This is a genomic window from Achromobacter sp. 1011811831 (assembly GCF_059760905.1).
Genome location: NZ_JCBANG010000004.1, coordinates 46,912 through 66,462 on the forward strand (window position 1 = coordinate 46,912; position 19,551 = coordinate 66,462).

Consider the following 19,551-nt stretch of genomic DNA (forward strand, 5'->3'; position numbering starts at 1 on the left):
GATGAGCAAGCAAACCGCCGGCGCGCCGGTGGACCCGATCACGCTGGCCGTGGTGCGCGGCGCGCTGGAGACGGCGCAACGCGAAATGACGCTGACGCTGGAAAAGACCGGCCGCTCCAGCGTCTTCAACCTGGCGCACGATTACAGCAACGCGCTGTTCGACCATCACCCGGAAATGATCCTGCAGGGCCAGGACATCCCGATCCACCTGGGTTCGCTGATCCCTGCCATGAAGGCGGTCGCCGATTTCTTTGGCGACGACCTGCACGAAGGCGACATCATTTATCACAACGACCCGGTCTACCAGGGCAGCCACATCCTGGACTGCTGCATGTACAAGCCGGTGTTCCACGAAGGCGAGCTGGTGTTCTGGGCGGTCTGCAAGGGCCACCTGACCGATATCGGCGGCCCGGTGCCGGCCGGGTACAACCCGGATGCGCGCGACCTGTACGCCGAGGGGCTGCGGATCCCGCCGGTCAAGCTCTGGGACCGCGGCGTGCGGCGCGACGACGTGATCAACCTGCTGCTGTGCAATATGCGGGCGCGGCGCGACCAGGAAGGCGACCTGAACGCGCAGTACGGCGCCTGCCGCGTCGGCGAGCGCCACCTGCGGGCGCTGCTGGCCAAGTACGGGCTGACCACCGTGCAGGCCGCCATCGCCGAGCTGAAGGACATGGCCGACCGGCACATGCGCTCGCTGATCGCGTCGATCCCGGACGGCACCTACCACGGCCGCGCGCGGCTGGAGGACGCCGGCCACGGCCATGGCGACATGACCATCTCGGCGGCGGTGACGGTCAAGGGCGACAGCGTGCACATCCGCATCGACAGCCCGCCGCAGGTGCCGTACTTCATCAATTCCTACGCGGGCAATTCGCTGTCGGGCATCTACCTGGGGCTGATGATGTTCGCCCAGGTGCCGCCGCCGTACAACGCCGGGCTGTACCGCTGCGTGACGGTGGACCTGGGCGAGTCGGGCACGCTGTGCAACGCGCGCGAGCCGGCGCCGCACGTGAACTGCACCACCACGCCGATGGAGACGCTGACCGACGCGGTGCGCCAGGCCTTCGAGGCCGCCGCGCCGGAGCGCGTGACGGCATCCTGGGGCCATGCCAGCGGCGTCAATATCGCCGGCGTCGATCCCAATACCGGCGAGCAGTACGTGACCATGGTGCTGGCCTCGATCATCTCTGGCGCGGGCGCCACGCGCCAGATGGACGGCTGGCACGCCTGCGGTCCGCTGTGCTGTTTCGGCGCCCTGAGCTCGGGCGACATCGAGCTGCTGGAATACGCCTATCCCATCATCATCCACCGCTATGGCCTGCAGCAGGACAGCGGCGGCGCCGGGCAGCATCGCGGCGGCAGCGGCACCGTGTGGGAAGTGGAGCCGATCGGCCACGAGATGACCGTGGTGGCCTTCGGCGAGGGCCGGCAGATTCCGACCGGGGGCGCGGCCGGCGCCTACAACTCGCTGCCCGAGCGCAAGCTGGGCCGGCTGGAGCACCGCCACGCCGACGGCCAGGTCACCACGCATCGCAAGAACACCATCTTGAAGGTGGCGCCGGGCGAACGCGCGCGCAACGTCAATCCCGGCGGGGGCGGCTACGGCGATCCCTACAGCCGCGCGCCGCTGGACGTGGCGCGCGACGTCGGCAACGGCCTGGTCTCGCGCGAGGCCGCGCAGGTCGAGTACGGCGTCGCCATCGGCGCCGACGGCCAGCCCGACCTGACCGCCACCCATGCCCTGCGCACCCGCGATCCCCGTTAAGGAGCCCACCATGCAAGGACAATTTCGCCTCGGCGTGGACGCCGGCGGCACCTTCACCGATTTCGTGCTGGCGGGCCGCGACGGCAAGATCCGCCTGTTCAAGAGCGCATCGACGCCGCAGGACGGCACCCGCGCCATCGCCGCCGGCCTGGCGCAGATGGCCCAGGAACTCGGCCGCCCGGTCGAGGACATCGTGCGCGACTGCGATCTGTGCATCAATGGCACCACCGTGGCGCTGAACGCGCTGATCGAGTTGAAGGGCGTCAAGGTCGGCCTGCTGTGCACCGCCGGCCACGAGGACAGCATCGAGATCCGCCTGGGCCACAAGGAAGAGGGCTACCGCTACGACGCCGATTACCCGCCAGCGCCGCAACTGGTGCCGCGCCGGCTGCGCCTGCCGGTGCGCGAGCGCGTGCTGGCCGACGGCTCGGTGCGCCAGCCGCTGAACGAGGACGATGTGCGCGCCGCCATCGAGGTCTTCAAGCGCGAGGGCGTGCAGGCGGTGGCGGTGTCCTTCGTCTGGGCGCCGGCCTATCCCGCGCATGAACAGCGCGCGCTGCGGATGGTGGCCGAGGCCATGCCCGATGTGTTCGTCTGCGCCGGCCATGAGGTTTATCCACAGGTGCGCGAATACACGCGCACGTCCACCACCATCGTCAACGCCTACCTGAGTCCGGTGATGGCACGCTACGTGGCGCGCATCGACGACTATTTCCGCGGCCTGGGCGCGCGCGGCGCGGTGCGCTACTTCCAGTCCAACGGCGGTCTGGCGGTGGGCGAGATCATGCGCCGCCGCGCGGTCAACGCCATCAACTCCGGCCCGGCCTCGGCGCCGCAGGCGGGCCTGTACGTGGCCGCGCCCTTCGGCATCGACAACATCATCACCGTCGACATGGGCGGCACCTCGTTCGACATCACCCTGGCGCGCGGCGGCCAGACCAACCTGAACCGCAACATCGATTTCCTGCGCCACCGCATCGGCGTGCCGATGATCCACGTCGAGACGCTGGGCGCGGGCGGCGGCTCGATCGCCCACCTGAACGCCTTCGGCATGCTGGAAGTGGGACCGCGCAGCGCCGGCGCCATGCCCGGGCCGGCCTGCTACGGCCAGGGCGGCGAGGAACCGACCGTCACCGACGCCAACATGGCACTGGGCTACCTGCGCCCGGACGCGGTGCTGGGCGGCGCCATCCGCCTGGACCGCGAGCGCGCCGTGGCCGCCATCCGGCGCGGCGTGGCCGAGCCGCTGGGCCTGAGCCTGGAACGCGCGGCGCACGGCATCGGCACGCTGGTGAACCTGAACATGGCCAACGGCATCCGTCGCATCTCCATCGAGAACGGCTACGATCCGCGCGACTTCGCGCTGGTCTGCGCCGGGGGCGCGGCGGGCATGCACATCGCCGCGCTGGCCGAGGAAATCGGCAGCCGCAACGTGCTGGTGCCCAAGATCGCGTCCTGCCTGTGCGCCTTCGGCCAGGTGATCTCCGACGTCAAATACCACTTCCTGGCCAGCGCCGTGATGCGCCTGGACGAGCACGCCGACCTGGCGCGGCTGGGCCAGCTTTTCAGCGATATGGAAGCGCGCGGCCGCGAGCTGCTGGCGGCCGACGGTTTCGCGCCGGAACGCATCAGCCTGGACCGCAAGGTCGAGATGCGCTATCAGGGCCAGATCCACGAATGCCAGGTGGACGTGCCGCCCGGCCCCGTCACCGCCGACACGCTGGGCGCGCTGCTGCGCGCGTTCCATGCGCGCCACGAACAGCTCTACACCTATGCCGAACCGCACAACGTGGTCGAACTGGTGAACCTGGAAGTGATGGCGGCCGGCGCGGTGGACAAGCCCGCCTTGCCCGCACTGCCAAGCGGCGACGGCGATCCGGCGGCGGCGCTGGCGGACATGCGCGACATGCTGTTCGAGGGCGATGGCCCCTGGACCGCCACCCCGGTGTATGACGGCGGCAAGCTGCTGGCCGGCGACACGATCGCCGGCCCCGCGGTGATCGAGGAGCCCACCACCACGATCGTGGTGCGGCCCGGCTGGCATGCCTTGCTGCACGGCTCGGGTACGTACTTATTGACCCGCGCGGCCGGCTGATCCAGATTGGCGTTTGTTATGCACGCGGAGGGCTGCCCCGTGGACACCCGCTACGACACCGCCGGCCTGGCCGCTCCCGACCGCTCCCGCCACTGGGAGGCGGCGGTCGGAAACACCTACTTCAGCCTGCAACTGCAATTCCAGGACGCCGCGCGCTTCGAAGGCTCGTTGCGTTCCTGGAGGCTGGGCTCGCTGTCGTTGTCGCGGCTGGCCTCGTCGCCGCTGTGCTATCGGCGGCTGAAGACGCATCTGCGCGACTGCAACGACGAGCAATATCTGGTGACGGTGCCGCGCCAGAGCGGCATACGCTTCGCCCAGGCCGGCCGCGAAACGCTGTGCCAGCCCGGCGCGTTCCTGCTGGAACACGGCCACAGCCCCTACGAGTTCTCTTATGCGCAGGACAACGCGTTGTGGGTGCTGAAGGTGCCCGGCGCCTTGCTGCGCGGCCGGCTGCGCACGCCCGACCGCTATTGCGCGCTGTCGTTCGACGCCAGCAGCGGCGCGGGCTGGCTGTTCGCGTCCTATGTGGACCTGGTCGGCCAGCAGCTCGGGCAGCAACTGGATGGCGGCGACGGCCCGGCGCGCGAGCTCGCCGCGCAGCAGCTGGTGGACCTGCTGGTCTGTTCGGTGCAGGCCGATGCGCGCGTGCTGTCCTCCAGCGATTCGGCGGTGCGCGCCGCGCACCTGTGCCGCATCGAGGACTACGCGCGCCGCCACCTGGGCGATCGCGACCTGACGCCGGAACGCACCGCGCAGGCCTGCGGCATTTCCACGCGCTACCTGCACGCGCTGTACCGCGACGCGGGCCAGACCTTCGTCCAGTGGCTGCACGAGCAGCGCCTGGACCGCGCCGAGCAGGCGCTGCGCGGCGCCTCCATATCGGTGGCCAGCGTCGCGCATCAATGGGGCTTTGCCGACCAGTCGCATTTCTCGCGGCTGTTCAAGCGCCGCTATGGGCGCACGCCGGGGCAGGCCCGGCGCCGCCCGGACTGACGCGATGCGCGGCCGGCCATGCCGGCCACGCACCGTCTCCGTGATCTAGCCGGCCGCCGCCACCCGGCCCGCCGCCCCAGCGCACAGCCGATACACCAGCGCCGACACCACGAAGCTCGCCGGCGCCGCCAGCGTGGCCGCGAAACCGGCCGTGTGCATCAGGGCCAGTCCGCAGATCGCGCCGGCGAACCAGCCCGTCAGGCCCGCCCGATTGAACGCCGCGCCGCCGGACGACACGGTCCCGTCATCGCCCGACAGGATGTGCACCAGCGCCACCGCGACCCAGGACACGACGAAGATGCCCTGGTAGGCCAGCGCCTGCAGCAGGTACGAGAACACGTCCAGCAGCATCAGCGCGTAGGTCACCGCGCCCACCGCCACGGCCCAGGCGGCCTTGGGCCAGCGCATGCCGGAAAAGCGCGCGAAGAAGGCCTGCATGTTGATGGTGGCCAGGTAGTAGTTGGCGGTATTGATGCGGGTCTGCGTGATCCAGACGAACAGCAGGCCGCCCAGTCCCATGAGCTTGAGCAGCGCCAGCACCACCGACACTTCCGACAGCGCCGCGTCGCTGGGAATCGTGCTGACCAGATAGATGCCGGCCACGCCGTTGAGCAGGAAGGTCACCAGGTAGAACGGCATGCCGAAGTTGAAGCGGCTGTGATACGCCTGATCCTCGCGCTTGCCGAAACGCGCGTAGTCGAAGGTGAACATCATCAGGATCCAAACGCCCATGTAGTACACGAACGCGTCCCACCAGCCGCCAGCCACGGGGCCGCTCGCGGGACCGAAGGACAGCCAGGCGTCGCTGTAGCCGTATTCGCGCGTGGCCATCGCCACGGCCAGCAGCAGACCCAGCAGATAGAAGGGCAGCAGCACGCCGTTGAACTTGTCGAGCCAGCGCTGCACGCTGCCGAAGATCAGCAGCACGCTGTAGATCACCACCGCCAGCGCCACCAGCCAGTACGGCACGGCGGGATAGAGATGGTGCGCCGCCACGGCGATGACCGCGCCTTCGAACACCGCGTAGTAGATGGCGGTGGCGAAGAAGATCAGCGTGGCCAGCGCCGCGCCGGACGTTCCGAACAGCTTGCGCGAGAACAGCGCCACCGACAGGCCGGTGCGGATCGCGTAGCGGCTGATGATGCCGTTGACGATGCCATAGCAGACCACCGACAGCGCCATGCCGATGATGGCGTTGCGCGCGCCGTACTTCAGCGCCAGCGTCGCCCCCACGACGATATAGAACATCGCGCTGCACACGGCCCACCATGCCATCGTGAGCGAGTAGCGGGGCATGCGGTCGGCATCGGCGACGGCATGCAGGGAATTGTCCGTCTCGTCGGACGGTTTGTTGCGGACCAGGTTGGCCATGATCGATCTCCCGGCGGGAAACAGTGCTGCGATGAATGAAGCGACGGATGCTGCGTGCCTTGCTGCGAGCTTTGCTGCGGTTCAACTGCAACGGACGCGCCGACGCGCGCAACCCGTGCTGCGGGCTGCGGCGTGGAACGTGAAGAAAAGCTGGGGAATGCGCCACTCAGGGCGCGGTCGAGAATGCCGGCGTCTTAACCGCTGAGCGCCTGCCGCAAACGGTCGTAGCGGGCGTGGTGCTCACGCCTGGCGGCCAGCGCCTGCTCCAGCGTCACCTTTTCGAAGCGCGCGCTCTGGTTGGGCTGCATCTGTCCGACCTTGTCCATGTCGGCGCTGATGACCGTGCCGATCATCGCGTAGCCGCCGCCGGACACCGCGTCGCGGTGCAGGATGATGGGCTCCACGCCGGCCGGCACCTGGATCGAGCCGATGGGATAGCAGGCGTCGACGATGTTGGACGGATCCGCGCCCGCGCCGAAGGGCTGCTCGCGCTCGCGAAAGCGCAGCGCGCGGCCCTGCTTGTAGCGATAGCCGATGCGGTCGGCCTCGGACGTGACGGTCCAGGCGTCCTGGTAGAACGTGGCGGCCGATTCCGATTCCAGCCGATGGTCGTACAGGCCAGGCAATACGCGCAGCGTCTGCGTCTTGGGACAGTGCGCCGCCAGGTCCAGGGGCAATTCGCGCCCGGCCCGCGCGCGCGGCGAGGGTTGGCCAACGGCCAGCTTGTCGCCGGCCTTGAGCCGGCGGCCCTCATGCCCGCCGATGGCGCCCAGCGTATAGGTCGAGCGGCTGCCCAGCACCACCGGCACGTCGATACCGCCGGCCACGGCCAGGCAGGCGCGCGCGCCCGCCGAGACGAACTCGAACGACAGGCGGCTGCCAGCCGGCACGGCCAGCGCCGTGTTGCAGGGCATGGGCTTGCCATCGATCTTCGGCGCCATGGTGGCGCCGGTCACGGCGATCAGCGCGGCGCGGTGGAACAGCAGTTCCGGACCCAGCAGCGTGCATTCCAGCACCGCCGCGTCCTCGGCATTACCCACCAGCAGGTTGGCCGCCGCCAGCGCGTACTGGTCCAGCGCGCCCGACGGCGGAATGCCCAGGTGGTAGTAGCCCTGGCGGCCCTTGTCCTGCACCGAGGTGGCCAGTCCGGGCTTGAGGACTTCGATGTGGGAAGCGTCAGCCATGTAGCGTCTCCAGCAGGCGGGCGTTGCACGATTGCGGCGCCCGCAGGAATTCCGCGAGCGAGAAGGACACCGGACGGATGCGCAGCGCGAAGCTGCCGTCCTGGACCTGGGCCTCGGCCCGGTCGTATTCCTCGCGGTTGATGGGCTTGAACTTGACGATGTCGCCGGGCCGGAAGAACACCATCGAATCGCGCAGGTGTGCCAGGCGCTGGCTGGGCTCGAAGATCGGCGCGGGCGTCACGCCGAACATCTGATAGCCGCCGGCGCCGCGCACCGAATAGATGCAGCCGAAGCAACCGCCTGAAATAGAAATCCTGCGCGCCACGGCTGTCGTCGTACAGGAATTCCAGCGTGCCGGCGCCGCGATAGCCCACCGAGCGCGCCAGCTGCGCGGCCGATTCGCACAGGCGCTGGCGCGTGGCGGCGTCCAGCGCGGGCGAGGGCGCTTCCTCGAACACCTTCTGGCGACGCCGCTGCAACGAGCATTCGCGTTCATACAGATGGATGGCGTTCTTGCCGTCTCCCAGCACCTGCACTTCAATATGCCGCGCGCGCGGCAGGTAGCGTTCCAGGTAGACGCCGCCATAGCCGAACGCCGCCTGCGCCTCGGCCTGGGCCTGCGGCATCTGCGCGCGCAGTTCGGCCTCGTCCTGCACCACGCGGATGCCGCGCCCGCCGCCGCCGGCCGCCGCCTTGATCATCAGCGGATAGCCCATGCCCGCGGCATGCGTCAGCGCTTCATCGAGCGAGGACACCACGCCCGCGCTGCCGGGCACGGTGGGCACGCCTGCGGCTTGAGCGCAGGCGCGCGCGGCGGCCTTGTCGCCCATTTTTCGTATGGTGTCCGCATCCGGGCCGACGAAGATCAGGCCCGCGTCGCTGACGGCCTGCGCGAAGGCGGCGTTCTCGGACAGGAAGCCGTAGCCGGGATGCACGGCCTGAGCGCCGGTTTCGCGCGCGGCCTTCAACACGGCGTCCACGTTCAGGTAGCTGCGCGTGGCATGGGCCGGGCCGATGTGCACGGCCTCGTCCGCCATGCGCGTGGCCAGCGCGTCGCGGTCGGCGTCGCTGTAGACCGCCACGCTGCGCATGCCGAGTTCGCGGGCGGCGCGAATCACGCGCAAGGCGATCTCGCCACGGTTGGCCACCAGCAACTTGTGGATGCGGCGCGGGCGATAGGAAGTGTCGATCACGGGCATGAAACGCTTACTCCTTGATGCGCAGCAGCGGCTGGCCGATATCCACCGGGTCGCCATCTTCAGCCAGGAAGGCCTCGACCACGCCGGCGACCGGCGTTTCCACCTGGTTGAACTGCTTCATCACCTCGACGATGCCGATCACATCGCCCGCCGCGACCGTCGCGCCGGGCTCGACGAAAGGCGGCGCGTCGGGGCTGGGCCGGCGATAGAACGTGCCGGGCAAGGGGCTGGGGATTTCCTGTGACGACATGGTTTTCTCCTTGGAATATTCGTATGGGCTGCGAGCGCGCGGACAGCGCGTGAATGCACGGGAACGCCTGGGTTCAAGGCCCGGTGACGCTGGGCGGCGCGACATGGATGCCGGCCTCGTCCAGCGCCGCCCGCGTGGCGCGCACCAGCGCCAGCGCGCCCGGCGTGTCGCTGTGGATGCACACGGAATCGAAGTCGATGGCAATGTCCTGGCCGTCAACGGTGCGGACCTTGCCGTCGACGCAGGCGCGCAGCACCTTGGCGGCGACCTTGTCCGGGTCCAGCGGCTGCGGGCGGCGGGTGAAGACGATGGAGCCGCTGGCGTCGTAGTCGCGGTCGGCATAGAACTCACGCACGACGGGCTGGTTCAGTTCGCGCGCGATGCGGCAGGTCACCGAGTTTTCCATGCAGTACAGGGCCAGCGTCGGCTCCAGTTCACGCAGCGTCTCGACCAGCCGGCGCGACAGCGCCTCGTCGCGCGCGGCCAGCATGTACAGCGCGCCATGCGGTTTCACATGCTGCAGGCGCAGCCCATGCAGGCGGGCGAATTCGCGCAGCGCCCCCAGCTGGTAGACGATGTCGTGGACCAGGGTATCGGCGCTTTCGCGCAGGTCGCGGCGGCCGAAGCCGACCAGGTCGCGAAAGCCGGGATGGGCGCCGATGCATACGCCATGCTCGCGCGCCAGCAACACGGTGCGGTTCATGATGTTGGGATCGCCGGCGTGAAAGCCGGTGGCGATATTGGCCGAGCTGATCAACGGCATGATGGCGTCGTCCACGCCGTCTCCGATGGTCCATGGGCCGAATCCTTCGCCCATGTCGGAATTCAGGTCGATGCTCCGCTTGCGCATTGTGGGATGTCTCCGTCTTGTTGCGGGCCGCGTGTGGCGCGGCGCTTGACGTGAACAGTAGCCAAGGCGGACGGGGATAAAAAGTTCTTTTTATTGATCGTTCAGTATCTGAAATTCAGATACGACGCAGTTACGACGAAGCGCATCAATTTGGCCTTTCCCTATGAAAACCAAGGGAAATCCCTAGATTTTGGTTTCTGGCTCGAGCCAGGATTAATAGATATTCTGCGTTCTGGATATCGATTAATCAGATAGCACCCTCCATGTCGATCACGCTGCGCCAGCTCAAGTACTTCGTCGCCGCGGCCGAACTGGGCCAGATTTCGCAAGCGGCGATCCAGCTGGCGATCTCCCAGTCCGCCGTCACCAGCGCCATCCGCGAGCTGGAGGAAACCGTGGGCGCGGCGCTGTTCGAACGCAGCGCCCACGGCGTGACGCTGACGCACAGCGGCCGAGGCTTTCTCAACCACGCCTACAACATCCTGTCCTCGGTCGACGAGGCGTTGCGCATGCCGAGCGCGGCCGAGGACGTGTCGGGCCGCCTGCTATTGGCCGCGTCCTATACCGTCATCGGCTATTTCCTGCCGTATCACCTGCAGCGGCTGTCGCAGCTGTATCCGCGGCTGGACATCCAGCTGCACGAGCTGAACCGCAGCGCGATCGAGGAAGGCTTGATCGCCAACCGCTACGACATGGCGGTGCTGCTGACGTCCAACGTGGCCAACCCGGACCTGGCGGTCGAGCATTTCTTCGGTTCGCCCCGGCGGTTATGGCTGCCGGCCCGGCATCCCTTGCTGGAACGCGATACCGTCACGCTGGAAGACGTGGCGCGCGAGCCCTTCATCATGCTGACGGTGGACGAGGCGGCCTATACGGCGCTGCGCTACTGGAACGAAACGCCGTTCAAGCCGGACGTGCGGCTGCGCACTTCGTCGGTCGAGGCGGTGCGCAGCATGGTGGCCAACGGCAGCGGCGTGGCGGTGTTGTCGGACATGGTCTACCGACCCTGGTCGCTGGAAGGGCGGCGCATCGAAACGATCCAGCTCAAGGATCCGATTCCGCCGATGAACGTGGGACTGGCCTGGCGCAAGGGCGCGGAGATATCGCCCGCGATGCGGGCGGTGCGCGAGTATTTTCGGCATGCCTATACGGCGCAACGGGTAGGCCAGGCTTGATTATGAGCAATAGCTCATATTAAGAGAACAAGCCACTCAGGAAGAACGGCCACTCCCATCCCGCCCTCCGCCGAATCTTTCACGCGCCAACCGGTTGCTCGCCAGCGACTTCGCGTACACGGACGCCGGCCGTATCCGCTGCGCCAGGGCATATCCCGTGATGCAGGCCAGCATCAGCGGCAGCATCACCTCATAGCTCAGCGTCATCTCGAAGATCATCAGGATGGACATCAGCGGCGCATAGGTCGTGGCGGCCAGCATCGCCCCCATGCCGACCACGGCATAACTGGCGGGCGTGGACACCGCGCCCGGCGGCAGCAGGGCCTGCAAGCCCATGCCATAGAGCGAACCCAGCGCCGCGCCGACGAAAAGGGTAGGCGTGAACACGCCGCCGACCGCGCCCGAACCGGCGCTGGCGGCCGTGGCGATGATCTTCAACAGCAGAATGGCGGCGACCGCCGACCAGGCCCATTGCGTATGCAGCATGCTGTTGACCACGCTGTAGCCATTGCCCCAGACCTCGGGCTTGTACAGCGACAACGCGCCGACGATCAGGCCGCCCAGCGCCATGCGGGTCCACAACGGCGCGGGCAGGCGGCCAAAGCCGGCGCGCGACAGGTCGAGCAGGCGCAGGAACTGCGGCGCCAGCAGGCCGGCCAACAGGCCCAGTCCCAGATAGCTGGCCACTTCCCAGCCGGACACGAAGTCGAAGGGCGGCATGTGGAACACCGCGTCGTAGTGCAGGATCTGCCGCGTCACGATATTGGCCACGACCGAGGCCACCACCAGCGGCACCAGCGTGGCAGAGGAAATCACGCCATAGACGATCTCGGAAATGAACAGGGCGCCGGCGATGGGCGCGTTGTAGGCGGCGGTGATGCCGGCCGTCGCGCCGCAAGCCACCAGCAGGCGCAATTGCCGTGGCGGCAGGACCAGAAAGCGGCCGCTCAATGAGGACAGCATCGCCGCCAGCTGCACCATAGGCCCTTCGCGCCCGATGGAAGCGCCGGATCCGATGGAAAACAGCGAGGACACACTGCGCGCCAAGGTCTGGCGAAAGCCGATGACGCCGCGCCCGACGGCGATGGCTTCCATGTAGTCGGCCGCGCCGCGCCTGGGCAGCCAGCGCGAGGCCAGCTGCAGGACCAGGCCGGCCAGCGCGCCGCCGGCCGCCGGCAACAGCAGCCGCTGCCAGGACTCCAGGCCGCGTGCCAGATAGACCATGCCATGCGGCGTGTCCTCTCCGCCCAGCACCACCTGTATCCAGGAAAGCAGCTCGCGGAACACCACGGTGGCCAGCGCGCCCAGCAGTCCCATCAAGGCGGCTGTGAACAAGGTGTAGGGCAGGTTTTCGGCCACCAATTGGCCGCGCAACGCGCCGGCCCAGCGGAATTTTCCGATTCGAATTTCTTTTGCCATGGCCGGAATTCTACGGCGGACGCTGCTCACTTTTTGTTCAGCGGACCGTCAACCGAGCGCGCGCATGGGGCCTGGAATGCCTGCCCGCGAACGTGCCTCACAGGGCTTTCTGGAGGCTCCCAGGGGGTGAAAAACAGGATGGGCAAAGCGGGTTTTTCAGGGGTAAAAATGGCGATCCGGAGCCTGTCCGGCAAGAATCAGCCTGTGGATAACTACTGGGGCGCGTTGTTGTGCACATGTTGTGGAGGCAAGTTGAACAAGCGGGGGTTTTGGCGGGGTCGCCAAATCTTGTCCAACTTCGACTTTTTTCCCACACAGAGTTCTTGCACAGCCAAAAACCGTCCTAAAGCTATGAAAAAAAACAGGTTTTCAAGGTTAAGGTAGTTATCCACAGGCCTTATTAATCATTAGTCTTTATATAAAGAGAACTACAGGGAAAAGACAAACATGCTCTCTCTCACCTCCCAGCCACTCCCCCCCGGACTTCGTCCATGCGCATCCTTCTGATAGAAGACGAAGCTGAACTTGCCCGCTGGTTGGCACGCAGCCTGGCCCGTCACGCGGGTTTCGTTGTGGAATGGGCAGATGACGGGCTAGTTGCCGAACGGCGTTTGGCAATGGAAGAATTCGACGCGGTCGTGCTCGACCTGGGATTGCCGGGCATGGATGGCCATTCCTTGCTGGCCAGGATGCGCGCGCGCGACGATCGAACGCCGGTGCTGGTCCTCACTGCGCGCGACTCACTCGCCGAAAAAATCGGCACGCTGCATGAAGGCGCCGATGATTTCCTGCCAAAACCCTTTGTTGTGGAAGAGTTGGAGGCGCGTTTGATCGCGCTGATCCGGCGCAGCCGAGGACGCGAACGTCCGCGGCACATCCTGGGAAACCTGGTTTTCGATACCGCTACGCAAAAATTCACGGTCCACGGACAGCCCCTGCAGTTATCCCCACGTGAACACGCGGTGCTGCGCACGCTGATCCAGAAAAGCGGCGAACCGATCAACAAGCAGCAGATCCTGGACCGGATCCTGACCGACGATGCGGACATCAACCTGGAAGCGATCGAAGTGCTGGTCCACCGCTTGCGCAAGAAATTGACGGATACCGGTGTGCAGATCGTGACCATGCGCGGCATGGGCTACTGCCTGGAGAACGCTGTTGACAACCCGTAGTACGGAAAAAATCGACGCGAAAAACAGCCTGCCGGCACAGGGCAGGCGCCCCCGGACGCTGAAAACGCAGTTGCTCTGGTGGCTGATTCCGACGCTGGTCTTGGTGATGATCGGCGCGCTGTGGCTGTCGAACCACCAGCTGCGCAACCAGGTCGACACAGCCTATGACCGTTCGCTCGCCGGAGCGCTGCGCGCCATCGACCACAACATATCCACAGCCAGCGGTGGATTAGCCATGGAGCAGCCGTACCTGATGCTGGAATTCTTCGAGCTGACGGCCAATGGCAGCGTGTTCTACCGGGTGGCCACCGAGGACGGGCTGGCCGAAATCGGTCATCCGGACCTGCCCATGCCCGACCGGCCGCTGGAATCCGGCGAGGCGCAGTTTTTCTATGCCGACTACCTGGGCACGCCGGTGCGCGTGGCGGCGCTGGCCCGTCCGATGGATCCGCCGCTGTACGCGAATAAAGGGGGACGTATAATCGTGCAGGTCGCGGAAGGGCTGGGCACCCGCCAGGAATTCCTGCACCGGGTGCTGTTGCGCTCGGTGGAACGCGACCTGGCGGTGATCGTCATCAGCGTCCTGGTGGTCATCCTGGGGGTTTTCATGGCCCTGAGGCCCCTGGAACGACTGCGTCAGGATGTGGAAAGGCGTTCCTCGGACGATTTAAGCCCCGTAGACGCATCGGACATGCCAGGTGAGGTCCTACCCCTGGTCAGCGCCATAAACCTCCACATGGCCCGTTTTGCGGCTCAGGCGAGGGTGCAAAGCCAGTTCCTGGACGACGCCTCGCACCAATTGCGCACGCCTTTGTCGGTTTTGCGGACCCAGACGGCCTATGCCTTGCGCGAAACAGACCCCCAGGAGGTCCGTACAGCCCTTCTGGCGATGCAGGAGGGCTTGGACAGGGCCGTGCGTACCACCAACCAGATGCTGGCCCTGGCGCGCGCCAAAGACGCCTCCCTGGCCGAAGGCGGGTTCGTGCCCGAGCCGGTGGACCTGGCCGAGACGGCGGACGCCGTCATACGCGCCCTGCTGCCGGCGGCCCGTACCCGCCAGCTGGACGTGGGCATGGATGCGCCGCCCGGACCGGTCAAGGTGCCGGCGGCCGACTGGCTGTTGCGGGAGGCGGTCAGCAATCTGGTGGACAACGCCATCCGCTACAGCCCGCAGGGCGGGGACCTGACGGTCCGGGTGCAAGTCGGGGACGGGACGGCAAGGCTGGTGGTGGAAGACAGCGGCCCGGGCATGTCGGCCGAGGACATCGCCCGCGCCTGCGTGCGTTTCCGCCGGGGAGCGGCGGGCAAGAACAAGCCCGGCGCCGGCCTGGGCCTGGCCATCGTCGGCACCATCGCCGAGATCCTGGGCGCGAAGCTGGTCCTGGAGAACCGGGCGCCGCAGCCCGGCTTGCGCGCGGCGCTGGTGTTTACCCTGGAAAACATCGCGGATGCTGCGATGCATCACGAAAATCACAGAATTTGAAAGGTGTTGGAAAGGTTCCGTTTTGTACGGTTGCGTCCGCGGGGCCAACAGAGCCTCGCCCGGGACGGCCAGCCGGCAAGGCGGGCATCGAACCCAGACCTATAAATTTTGGAGACGCAACAATGCAGACGAGCTTGAAGCTGCGCCTGGCCGCCGCCACGGCGCTGGGCGCCCTGACCCTGTCGCTGGGCGCCGCCCAGGCCGCCGCCGAACCCCGCCGTCCGGAGTGCATCGCCCCCGCCCAGCCCGGCGGCGGCTTCGACCTGACCTGCCGCCTGGCCACCGAGGGCCTGAAGCAGAGCGGGGCGCTCAAGACCGCCATGCGCATCGTCTACATGCCGGGCGGCATCGGCGCCGTGGCCTACAACAACATCGTGGCCCAGCATCCGAACGAGCCGGGCACCATCGTGGCCTTTTCCGGCGGTTCGCTGCTCAACCTGGCACAGGGCAAGTTCGGCAAGTACAACGTCGACAACGTGCGCTGGCTGGCCGGCATCGGCACCGACTACGGCGTGGCCGTGGTGCGCAACGATTCGCCGTACACCGACCTGAAGGGCCTGATGGAGGCCTTCAAGCAGGATCCGACCAAGATCGTGCTGGGCGCCGGCGGCACCGTCGGCAGCCAGGACTGGATGAAGGCCGCGCTGACCGCCAAGGCAGCGGGCGTGGACTTCAAGAAGATGCGCTTCGTGGCCTTCGAAGGCGGCGGCGAGGCCGTGACCGCGTTGCGCGGCGGCCATATCCAGGCCTACATGGGCGACGCGGCCGAAGCCTTCACCATGCTCGAGGGCGGCGCCCCCATTCGCGTGCTGGCCGTGTTCAACGACCAGCGCCTGCCGGGCAAGCTGAACACCGTGCCCACCGCGCGCGAGCAGGGCTATGACATCGTCTGGCCCATCATCCGCGGCTTCTACGTGGGTCCGAAGGTATCCGACAGCGACTATGAGTTCTGGGTCCAGGCGTTCAACAAGGCCACGGGCACGCCGGAATTCGCCAAGCTGCGCGAACAGCAGGGCCTGTTTCCCTTCAGCAAGACCGGCGCCGAGCTGGACGCCTACGTGAAGCAGCAGGTGAAGCAGTACGGCGAACTGGCCGAGAGCTTCGGCCTGGTCAAGAAGTGACCTGGGCCGCCGGCCTTCATTCCAACCCGAACGCTGCGTTGCAGCCCGCCTTCGGTTCATCCGCAGGCGGCGGGGCGAGGCTACGCCGCGTTCCGGCCATTACGGAAAGACATCACCATGAACGATCGAACCCTGGGCATCGCGGCGCTTGCGCTGGCGGCCTTCATGACCTGGGCCGGATGGGACATCGAGGCGCCGTTCGCCTACGAGCCCGTCGGCCCGCGCGCCTTTCCGCTGCTGCTGGCGCTGATCATCGGCCTGTGCGGCCTGCGGCTGGCCATCAAGGGCGGTAATCCGGTGGAGGCCAACGCGCCCGGCGCCAACGGGCGCATCGCGCTGATGGTGCTGTTTTGCGTGGGCTACGCCTTCCTGTTCCAGTGGCTGGGCTTCATCATCGCCACCGCGTTGATGACGGTGGCGGTGGGCCGGCTGTTCGGCGGCGGCTGGGGCAAGTGCGCCATTGGCGGCGTGGTCATGAGCGTCTTCTTTTTCGTGCTGTTCGACAAGGTGCTGGACGTGGTCCTGCCCGGCGGACTGCTGGAGAACCTGATATGAGCGGCATCCTCGATCATCTTTCCATCGGCTTTGGCGTCGCGTTCTCGCTGACCAACCTGCTGGTCGCGGCCATCGGCTCGTTCTTTGGCACGCTGGTGGGTGTGCTGCCGGGACTGGGCCCGATCAACGGCGTGGCGATGCTGATTCCCATCGCCTTTGCCATGAACCTGCCGCCCGAAACGGCGCTGATCCTGCTGGCGGCCGTATACGTGGGCGCCGAGTACGGCGGGCGCATCACGTCCATCCTGCTGAACGTGCCGGGCGAAGCCAGCGCCATCATGACCACGCTGGACGGCTATCCGTTGGCGCGCCAGGGCCTGGCCAACGTGGCGCTGTCGCTGTCGGCGTGGTCGGCGTTCTTCGGCGCCATCGTGTCGGTGGTGGGCATCATCCTGCTCGCGCCGCTACTGGCCAAATGGGCGCTGGCATTCGGTCCCGCCGAGTATTTCGTGCTGATGATCTTCGCGTTCTGCTGCCTGACCAGCCTGCTGGGCAAGCAGCCGGTCAAGGGCGTGCTGGCGGCGATGATCGGCCTGTCGATCTCGGTGGTGGGCGTGGATGCGAACTCGGGCGTATACCGCTATACCTTCGACCTGGTGCACCTGTCCGACGGCATCGAGTTCGTGGTGGTGGTGATCGCCCTGTTCGCGGTCAGCGAGATGCTGGAAATGCTGGAGAAGGTCGTGGCCGGCCATAGCGTCGAGGTCAAGCCCAGCGGCCGCAAGCTGTTCAACCTGAAGGAGCTGGCGTTCACCTGGTGGAGCGTGGTGCGCAGCGCCTTCGTCGGCTTCGGCGTGGGGGTGTTGCCGGGAGCGGGCGCCAGCGTGGCCGCGGCCGTGGCCTATTCGCAGGAAAAGCGCATCATCGAGGCCAAGGATCCGGACGCCAAGTTCGGCAAGGGCGACATGCGCGGCCTGGTCGCGCCCGAGGCGGCGGCCACGGCCTCGGCGGTGGGTTCCTTCGTGCCGATGCTGACGCTGGGCGTGCCGGGCTCGGGCACGACGGCGGTGATGATGGGGGCGCTGACGCTCTACAACATCACGCCGGGGCCGGTGCTGTTCGATTCCAAGCCCGAGCTGGTCTGGGGCCTGATCGCCTCGCTGTTCGTGGCCAACGTACTGCTGTTCATCATGAATGTGCCGATGGTGCGGCTGTTCTCCAAGGTGCTGTCGGTGCCGGGTTGGCTGATGGTGCCGGGCATCCTGTGCATCAGCTACATCGGCGTGTATGCGATCAACGCGGGCACGTTCGACCTGCTGCTGGTGGCCGGCATTGGCACGCTGGGTTATTTCCTGCGCAAGTTCGACTTGCCGATGGCGCCGCTGGTGCTGGGCGTCGTGCTGGGCAACATGATGGAACAGAACCTGCGGCGCGCCTTGTCCATCACCGACGGCAACGTATCGGTGTTGTTCAACAGCCCGGTCGCCATCACGTTGTGGGTGGCCGCCGGCGCCGTGGTTGTGGTGCCGCAGCTTATGCGCCGTTTGCGCGCGCAGAAGAAGGTTGCCGCCGGACCGGCATGACCGGACGCCCCGGCGGGCCGCGCGCCGGCAGGCGCGGCACCGTGGGGCGCCTCTGCCGGTTCTTGGACAGGGCGCCTTGCGGCGCCCTTTTTTTACGCGTGAATTCTCGAAGGGTTTGTGTTCGACGGACAGATAGCGAGTATTTGCTCGTATTGATGAAAATGAAAAGAGCGCGCCGAGTGGCGCGCTCTTTCTGGTTGCTGCGGCGCTTGGACTATACCGAAGCAAGCCGCTCCAGCGCGGCATCCAGCGTCGCGTCCTTCTTGGCGAAGCAAAAGCGCACGATGCGGTGATTGGATTCCGGCGCGTTGGGTTGGCGGTAGAAGGCCGAAACGGGAATCACGGTGACGCCGTGGTTCACGGTCAGGTCGCGCGCGAAGTCGGCTTCAGCCTGCCTGGAGATATCGCTGTAATCGGCCAGCAGGAAGAACGTGCCGGGGCTGGGCAGGGGGCGGAAGCGCGTCTTGGCCAGGCCTTCGGAAAGGCGGTCGCGCTTGGCCTGGTAGAAGGCCGGCAGGTCCAGGTAGGGCTTGGGATCGCGCATGAATTCGGCCAGCGCGTACTGCATGGGCGAGGGCACCGTGAACACCATGAACTGGTGCACCTTGCGCAGCTCGGCGCTGAGCTGGCGCGGCGCGCAGCAGTAGCCGATCTTCCAGCCGGTGGTGTGATAGGTCTTGCCAAAGGAAGAGATGACGAAGGCATGCTCGGCCAGCAGCGGACGGCGCGCGACGCTGGCATGAGGCTTGCCGTCGAACACGATATGTTCGTAGACCTCGTCCGACAGCAGCAGCACGCCGGTGTCGCGCACGATGGCTTCCAGCGCGTCCAGGTCGCTGTCGTCGAGCACGGCGCCGGTGGGGTTGTGCGGGAAGTTCAGCATCAGCAGGCGCGTCTTGGACGTGACGGCGTCGCGCACGCGCTGCCAGTCGATGCGGTAGTAGGGATCGTCAGCCGTCGGCGCGCGCAGCGGCACGGGCACGGCGGTGCCGCCGGCCAGGCGGATGGCGGGCAGGTAGGAGTCGTAGCAGGGCTCGATGACGACGACCTCGTCGCCGCTGCCGACGGCGGCTAGCACGGTGGCCATCAGCGCTTCGGTGGCGCCGCTGGTGACGGTGATCTCGGTCTCTGGATCGTAGGCGTGGCCGTACAGTTCGCGCGCCTTGGCGGCGATGGCTTCGCGCAGCGGCGCGACGCCGGGCATGTAGGGGTATTGGTTGTGGCCGTCGGCCATGGCCTTGGATACCAACGCGCACAGCGCCGGGTCGGGATCGAAATCGGGAAAGCCCTGGCCGAGGTTGATGGCCTTGTGCTCGATGGCCAGCCGGCTCATCACGGTGAAGATGGTGGTGCCGACGTCGGGCAGTTTGGATCGGATCATGGTTGGCGCAAG

15 protein-coding genes and 2 pseudogenes are annotated in these 19,551 nt (G+C 66.9%); 9 read left to right on the plus strand and 8 right to left on the minus strand.

Translation table 11 applies throughout. From position 1 onward, the window contains the following. Position 1: 1 nt before the first annotated feature. The 3 genes from capB to AC6LJ9_RS02795 are packed head-to-tail and all read left to right on the plus strand — an operon-like array spanning position 2 to position 4,856. Positions 2 to 1,768, plus strand: a complete 1,767-nt coding sequence (capB, locus tag AC6LJ9_RS02785; RefSeq protein ID WP_498146362.1) for a caprolactamase subunit beta — start codon at positions 2 to 4, stop codon at positions 1,766 to 1,768. Between the two features lie 10 nt (positions 1,769 to 1,778). Further along, the gene (capA, locus tag AC6LJ9_RS02790) at positions 1,779 to 3,863 is read left to right on the plus strand and encodes a caprolactamase subunit alpha (RefSeq protein WP_498146363.1); all 2,085 of its coding nucleotides are present in this window, start codon (positions 1,779 to 1,781) and stop codon (positions 3,861 to 3,863) included. A gap of 39 nt (positions 3,864 to 3,902) precedes the next feature. Continuing rightward, on the plus strand, positions 3,903 to 4,856 hold the full coding sequence (locus tag AC6LJ9_RS02795) for an AraC-like ligand-binding domain-containing protein (RefSeq protein WP_498146364.1): 954 nt from the start codon (positions 3,903 to 3,905) through the stop codon (positions 4,854 to 4,856). Positions 4,857 to 4,901: 45 nt separating this feature from the next. Here the strand turns inward: AC6LJ9_RS02795 and AC6LJ9_RS02800 are convergent, their stop codons facing one another. From AC6LJ9_RS02800 to AC6LJ9_RS02825, 6 genes and pseudogenes are all read right to left on the minus strand, one after another. Further along, positions 4,902 to 6,227: a purine-cytosine permease family protein gene (locus AC6LJ9_RS02800; protein ID WP_498146365.1), complete on the minus strand. Its 1,326-nt coding sequence runs from the start codon at positions 6,225 to 6,227 to the stop codon at positions 4,902 to 4,904. Positions 6,228 to 6,421: 194 nt separating this feature from the next. Further along, on the minus strand, positions 6,422 to 7,411 hold the full coding sequence (locus tag AC6LJ9_RS02805; RefSeq protein ID WP_498146366.1) for a 5-oxoprolinase subunit C family protein: 990 nt from the start codon (positions 7,409 to 7,411) through the stop codon (positions 6,422 to 6,424). Continuing rightward, positions 7,404 to 7,712: pseudogene (locus AC6LJ9_RS02810) on the minus strand (allophanate hydrolase); the annotation flags it as partial. The pseudogene AC6LJ9_RS02810 and the gene AC6LJ9_RS02805, both read right to left, overlap by 8 nt. A 1-nt stretch (position 7,713) precedes the next feature. After that, positions 7,714 to 8,610, minus strand: a pseudogene (locus AC6LJ9_RS02815) (ATP-binding protein); the annotation flags it as partial. Between the two features lie 7 nt (positions 8,611 to 8,617). Beyond that, positions 8,618 to 8,860, minus strand: a complete 243-nt coding sequence (locus AC6LJ9_RS02820) for an acetyl-CoA carboxylase (RefSeq protein ID WP_103271774.1) — start codon at positions 8,858 to 8,860, stop codon at positions 8,618 to 8,620. 73 nt (positions 8,861 to 8,933) lie between these two features. After that, positions 8,934 to 9,710 (minus strand): 5-oxoprolinase subunit PxpA, encoded by a 777-nt coding sequence (locus AC6LJ9_RS02825; RefSeq protein ID WP_212313168.1) that lies wholly within the window; start codon positions 9,708 to 9,710, stop codon positions 8,934 to 8,936. 263 nt (positions 9,711 to 9,973) lie between these two features. Between AC6LJ9_RS02825 and AC6LJ9_RS02830 the strand changes: the two genes are divergently transcribed. Next, positions 9,974 to 10,885 (plus strand): LysR family transcriptional regulator, encoded by a 912-nt coding sequence (locus AC6LJ9_RS02830; protein WP_212313169.1) that lies wholly within the window; start codon positions 9,974 to 9,976, stop codon positions 10,883 to 10,885. Between the two features lie 36 nt (positions 10,886 to 10,921). Here the strand turns inward: AC6LJ9_RS02830 and AC6LJ9_RS02835 are convergent, their stop codons facing one another. Next, positions 10,922 to 12,304: a ClcB-like voltage-gated chloride channel protein gene (locus tag AC6LJ9_RS02835; RefSeq protein WP_212313170.1), complete on the minus strand. Its 1,383-nt coding sequence runs from the start codon at positions 12,302 to 12,304 to the stop codon at positions 10,922 to 10,924. Between the two features lie 491 nt (positions 12,305 to 12,795). Here AC6LJ9_RS02835 and AC6LJ9_RS02840 point away from each other — a divergent pair, with 491 nt between their 5' ends. The 5 genes from AC6LJ9_RS02840 to AC6LJ9_RS02860 all read left to right on the plus strand — a co-directional run bounded on the left by AC6LJ9_RS02840 (position 12,796) and on the right by AC6LJ9_RS02860 (position 18,158). Then, positions 12,796 to 13,476 (plus strand): response regulator, encoded by a 681-nt coding sequence (locus AC6LJ9_RS02840; RefSeq protein ID WP_498146367.1) that lies wholly within the window; start codon positions 12,796 to 12,798, stop codon positions 13,474 to 13,476. Beyond that, the gene (locus tag AC6LJ9_RS02845) at positions 13,463 to 14,959 is read left to right on the plus strand and encodes a sensor histidine kinase (protein WP_498146368.1); all 1,497 of its coding nucleotides are present in this window, start codon (positions 13,463 to 13,465) and stop codon (positions 14,957 to 14,959) included. Before AC6LJ9_RS02840 ends, AC6LJ9_RS02845 begins: the two co-directional genes overlap by 14 nt. 122 nt (positions 14,960 to 15,081) lie before the next feature. After that, entirely contained in the window at positions 15,082 to 16,080 is a 999-nt protein-coding gene (locus tag AC6LJ9_RS02850; protein WP_212313172.1) for a Bug family tripartite tricarboxylate transporter substrate binding protein, read from the plus strand. 117 nt (positions 16,081 to 16,197) lie between these two features. After that, positions 16,198 to 16,635, plus strand: coding sequence for a tripartite tricarboxylate transporter TctB family protein (locus tag AC6LJ9_RS02855; protein ID WP_498146369.1), 438 nt, complete (start codon positions 16,198 to 16,200; stop codon positions 16,633 to 16,635). Further along, positions 16,632 to 18,158 (plus strand): tripartite tricarboxylate transporter permease, encoded by a 1,527-nt coding sequence (locus tag AC6LJ9_RS02860; RefSeq protein ID WP_498146370.1) that lies wholly within the window; start codon positions 16,632 to 16,634, stop codon positions 18,156 to 18,158. Before AC6LJ9_RS02855 ends, AC6LJ9_RS02860 begins: the two co-directional genes overlap by 4 nt. A 214-nt stretch (positions 18,159 to 18,372) precedes the next feature. On the opposite strand, the gene AC6LJ9_RS02865 is transcribed toward AC6LJ9_RS02860, so the two are convergent. Further along, a complete protein-coding gene (locus AC6LJ9_RS02865) occupies positions 18,373 to 19,539 on the minus strand; it encodes a pyridoxal phosphate-dependent aminotransferase (protein ID WP_498146371.1) in 1,167 nt (388 codons plus the stop codon). Positions 19,540 to 19,551 lie beyond the last annotated feature (12 nt).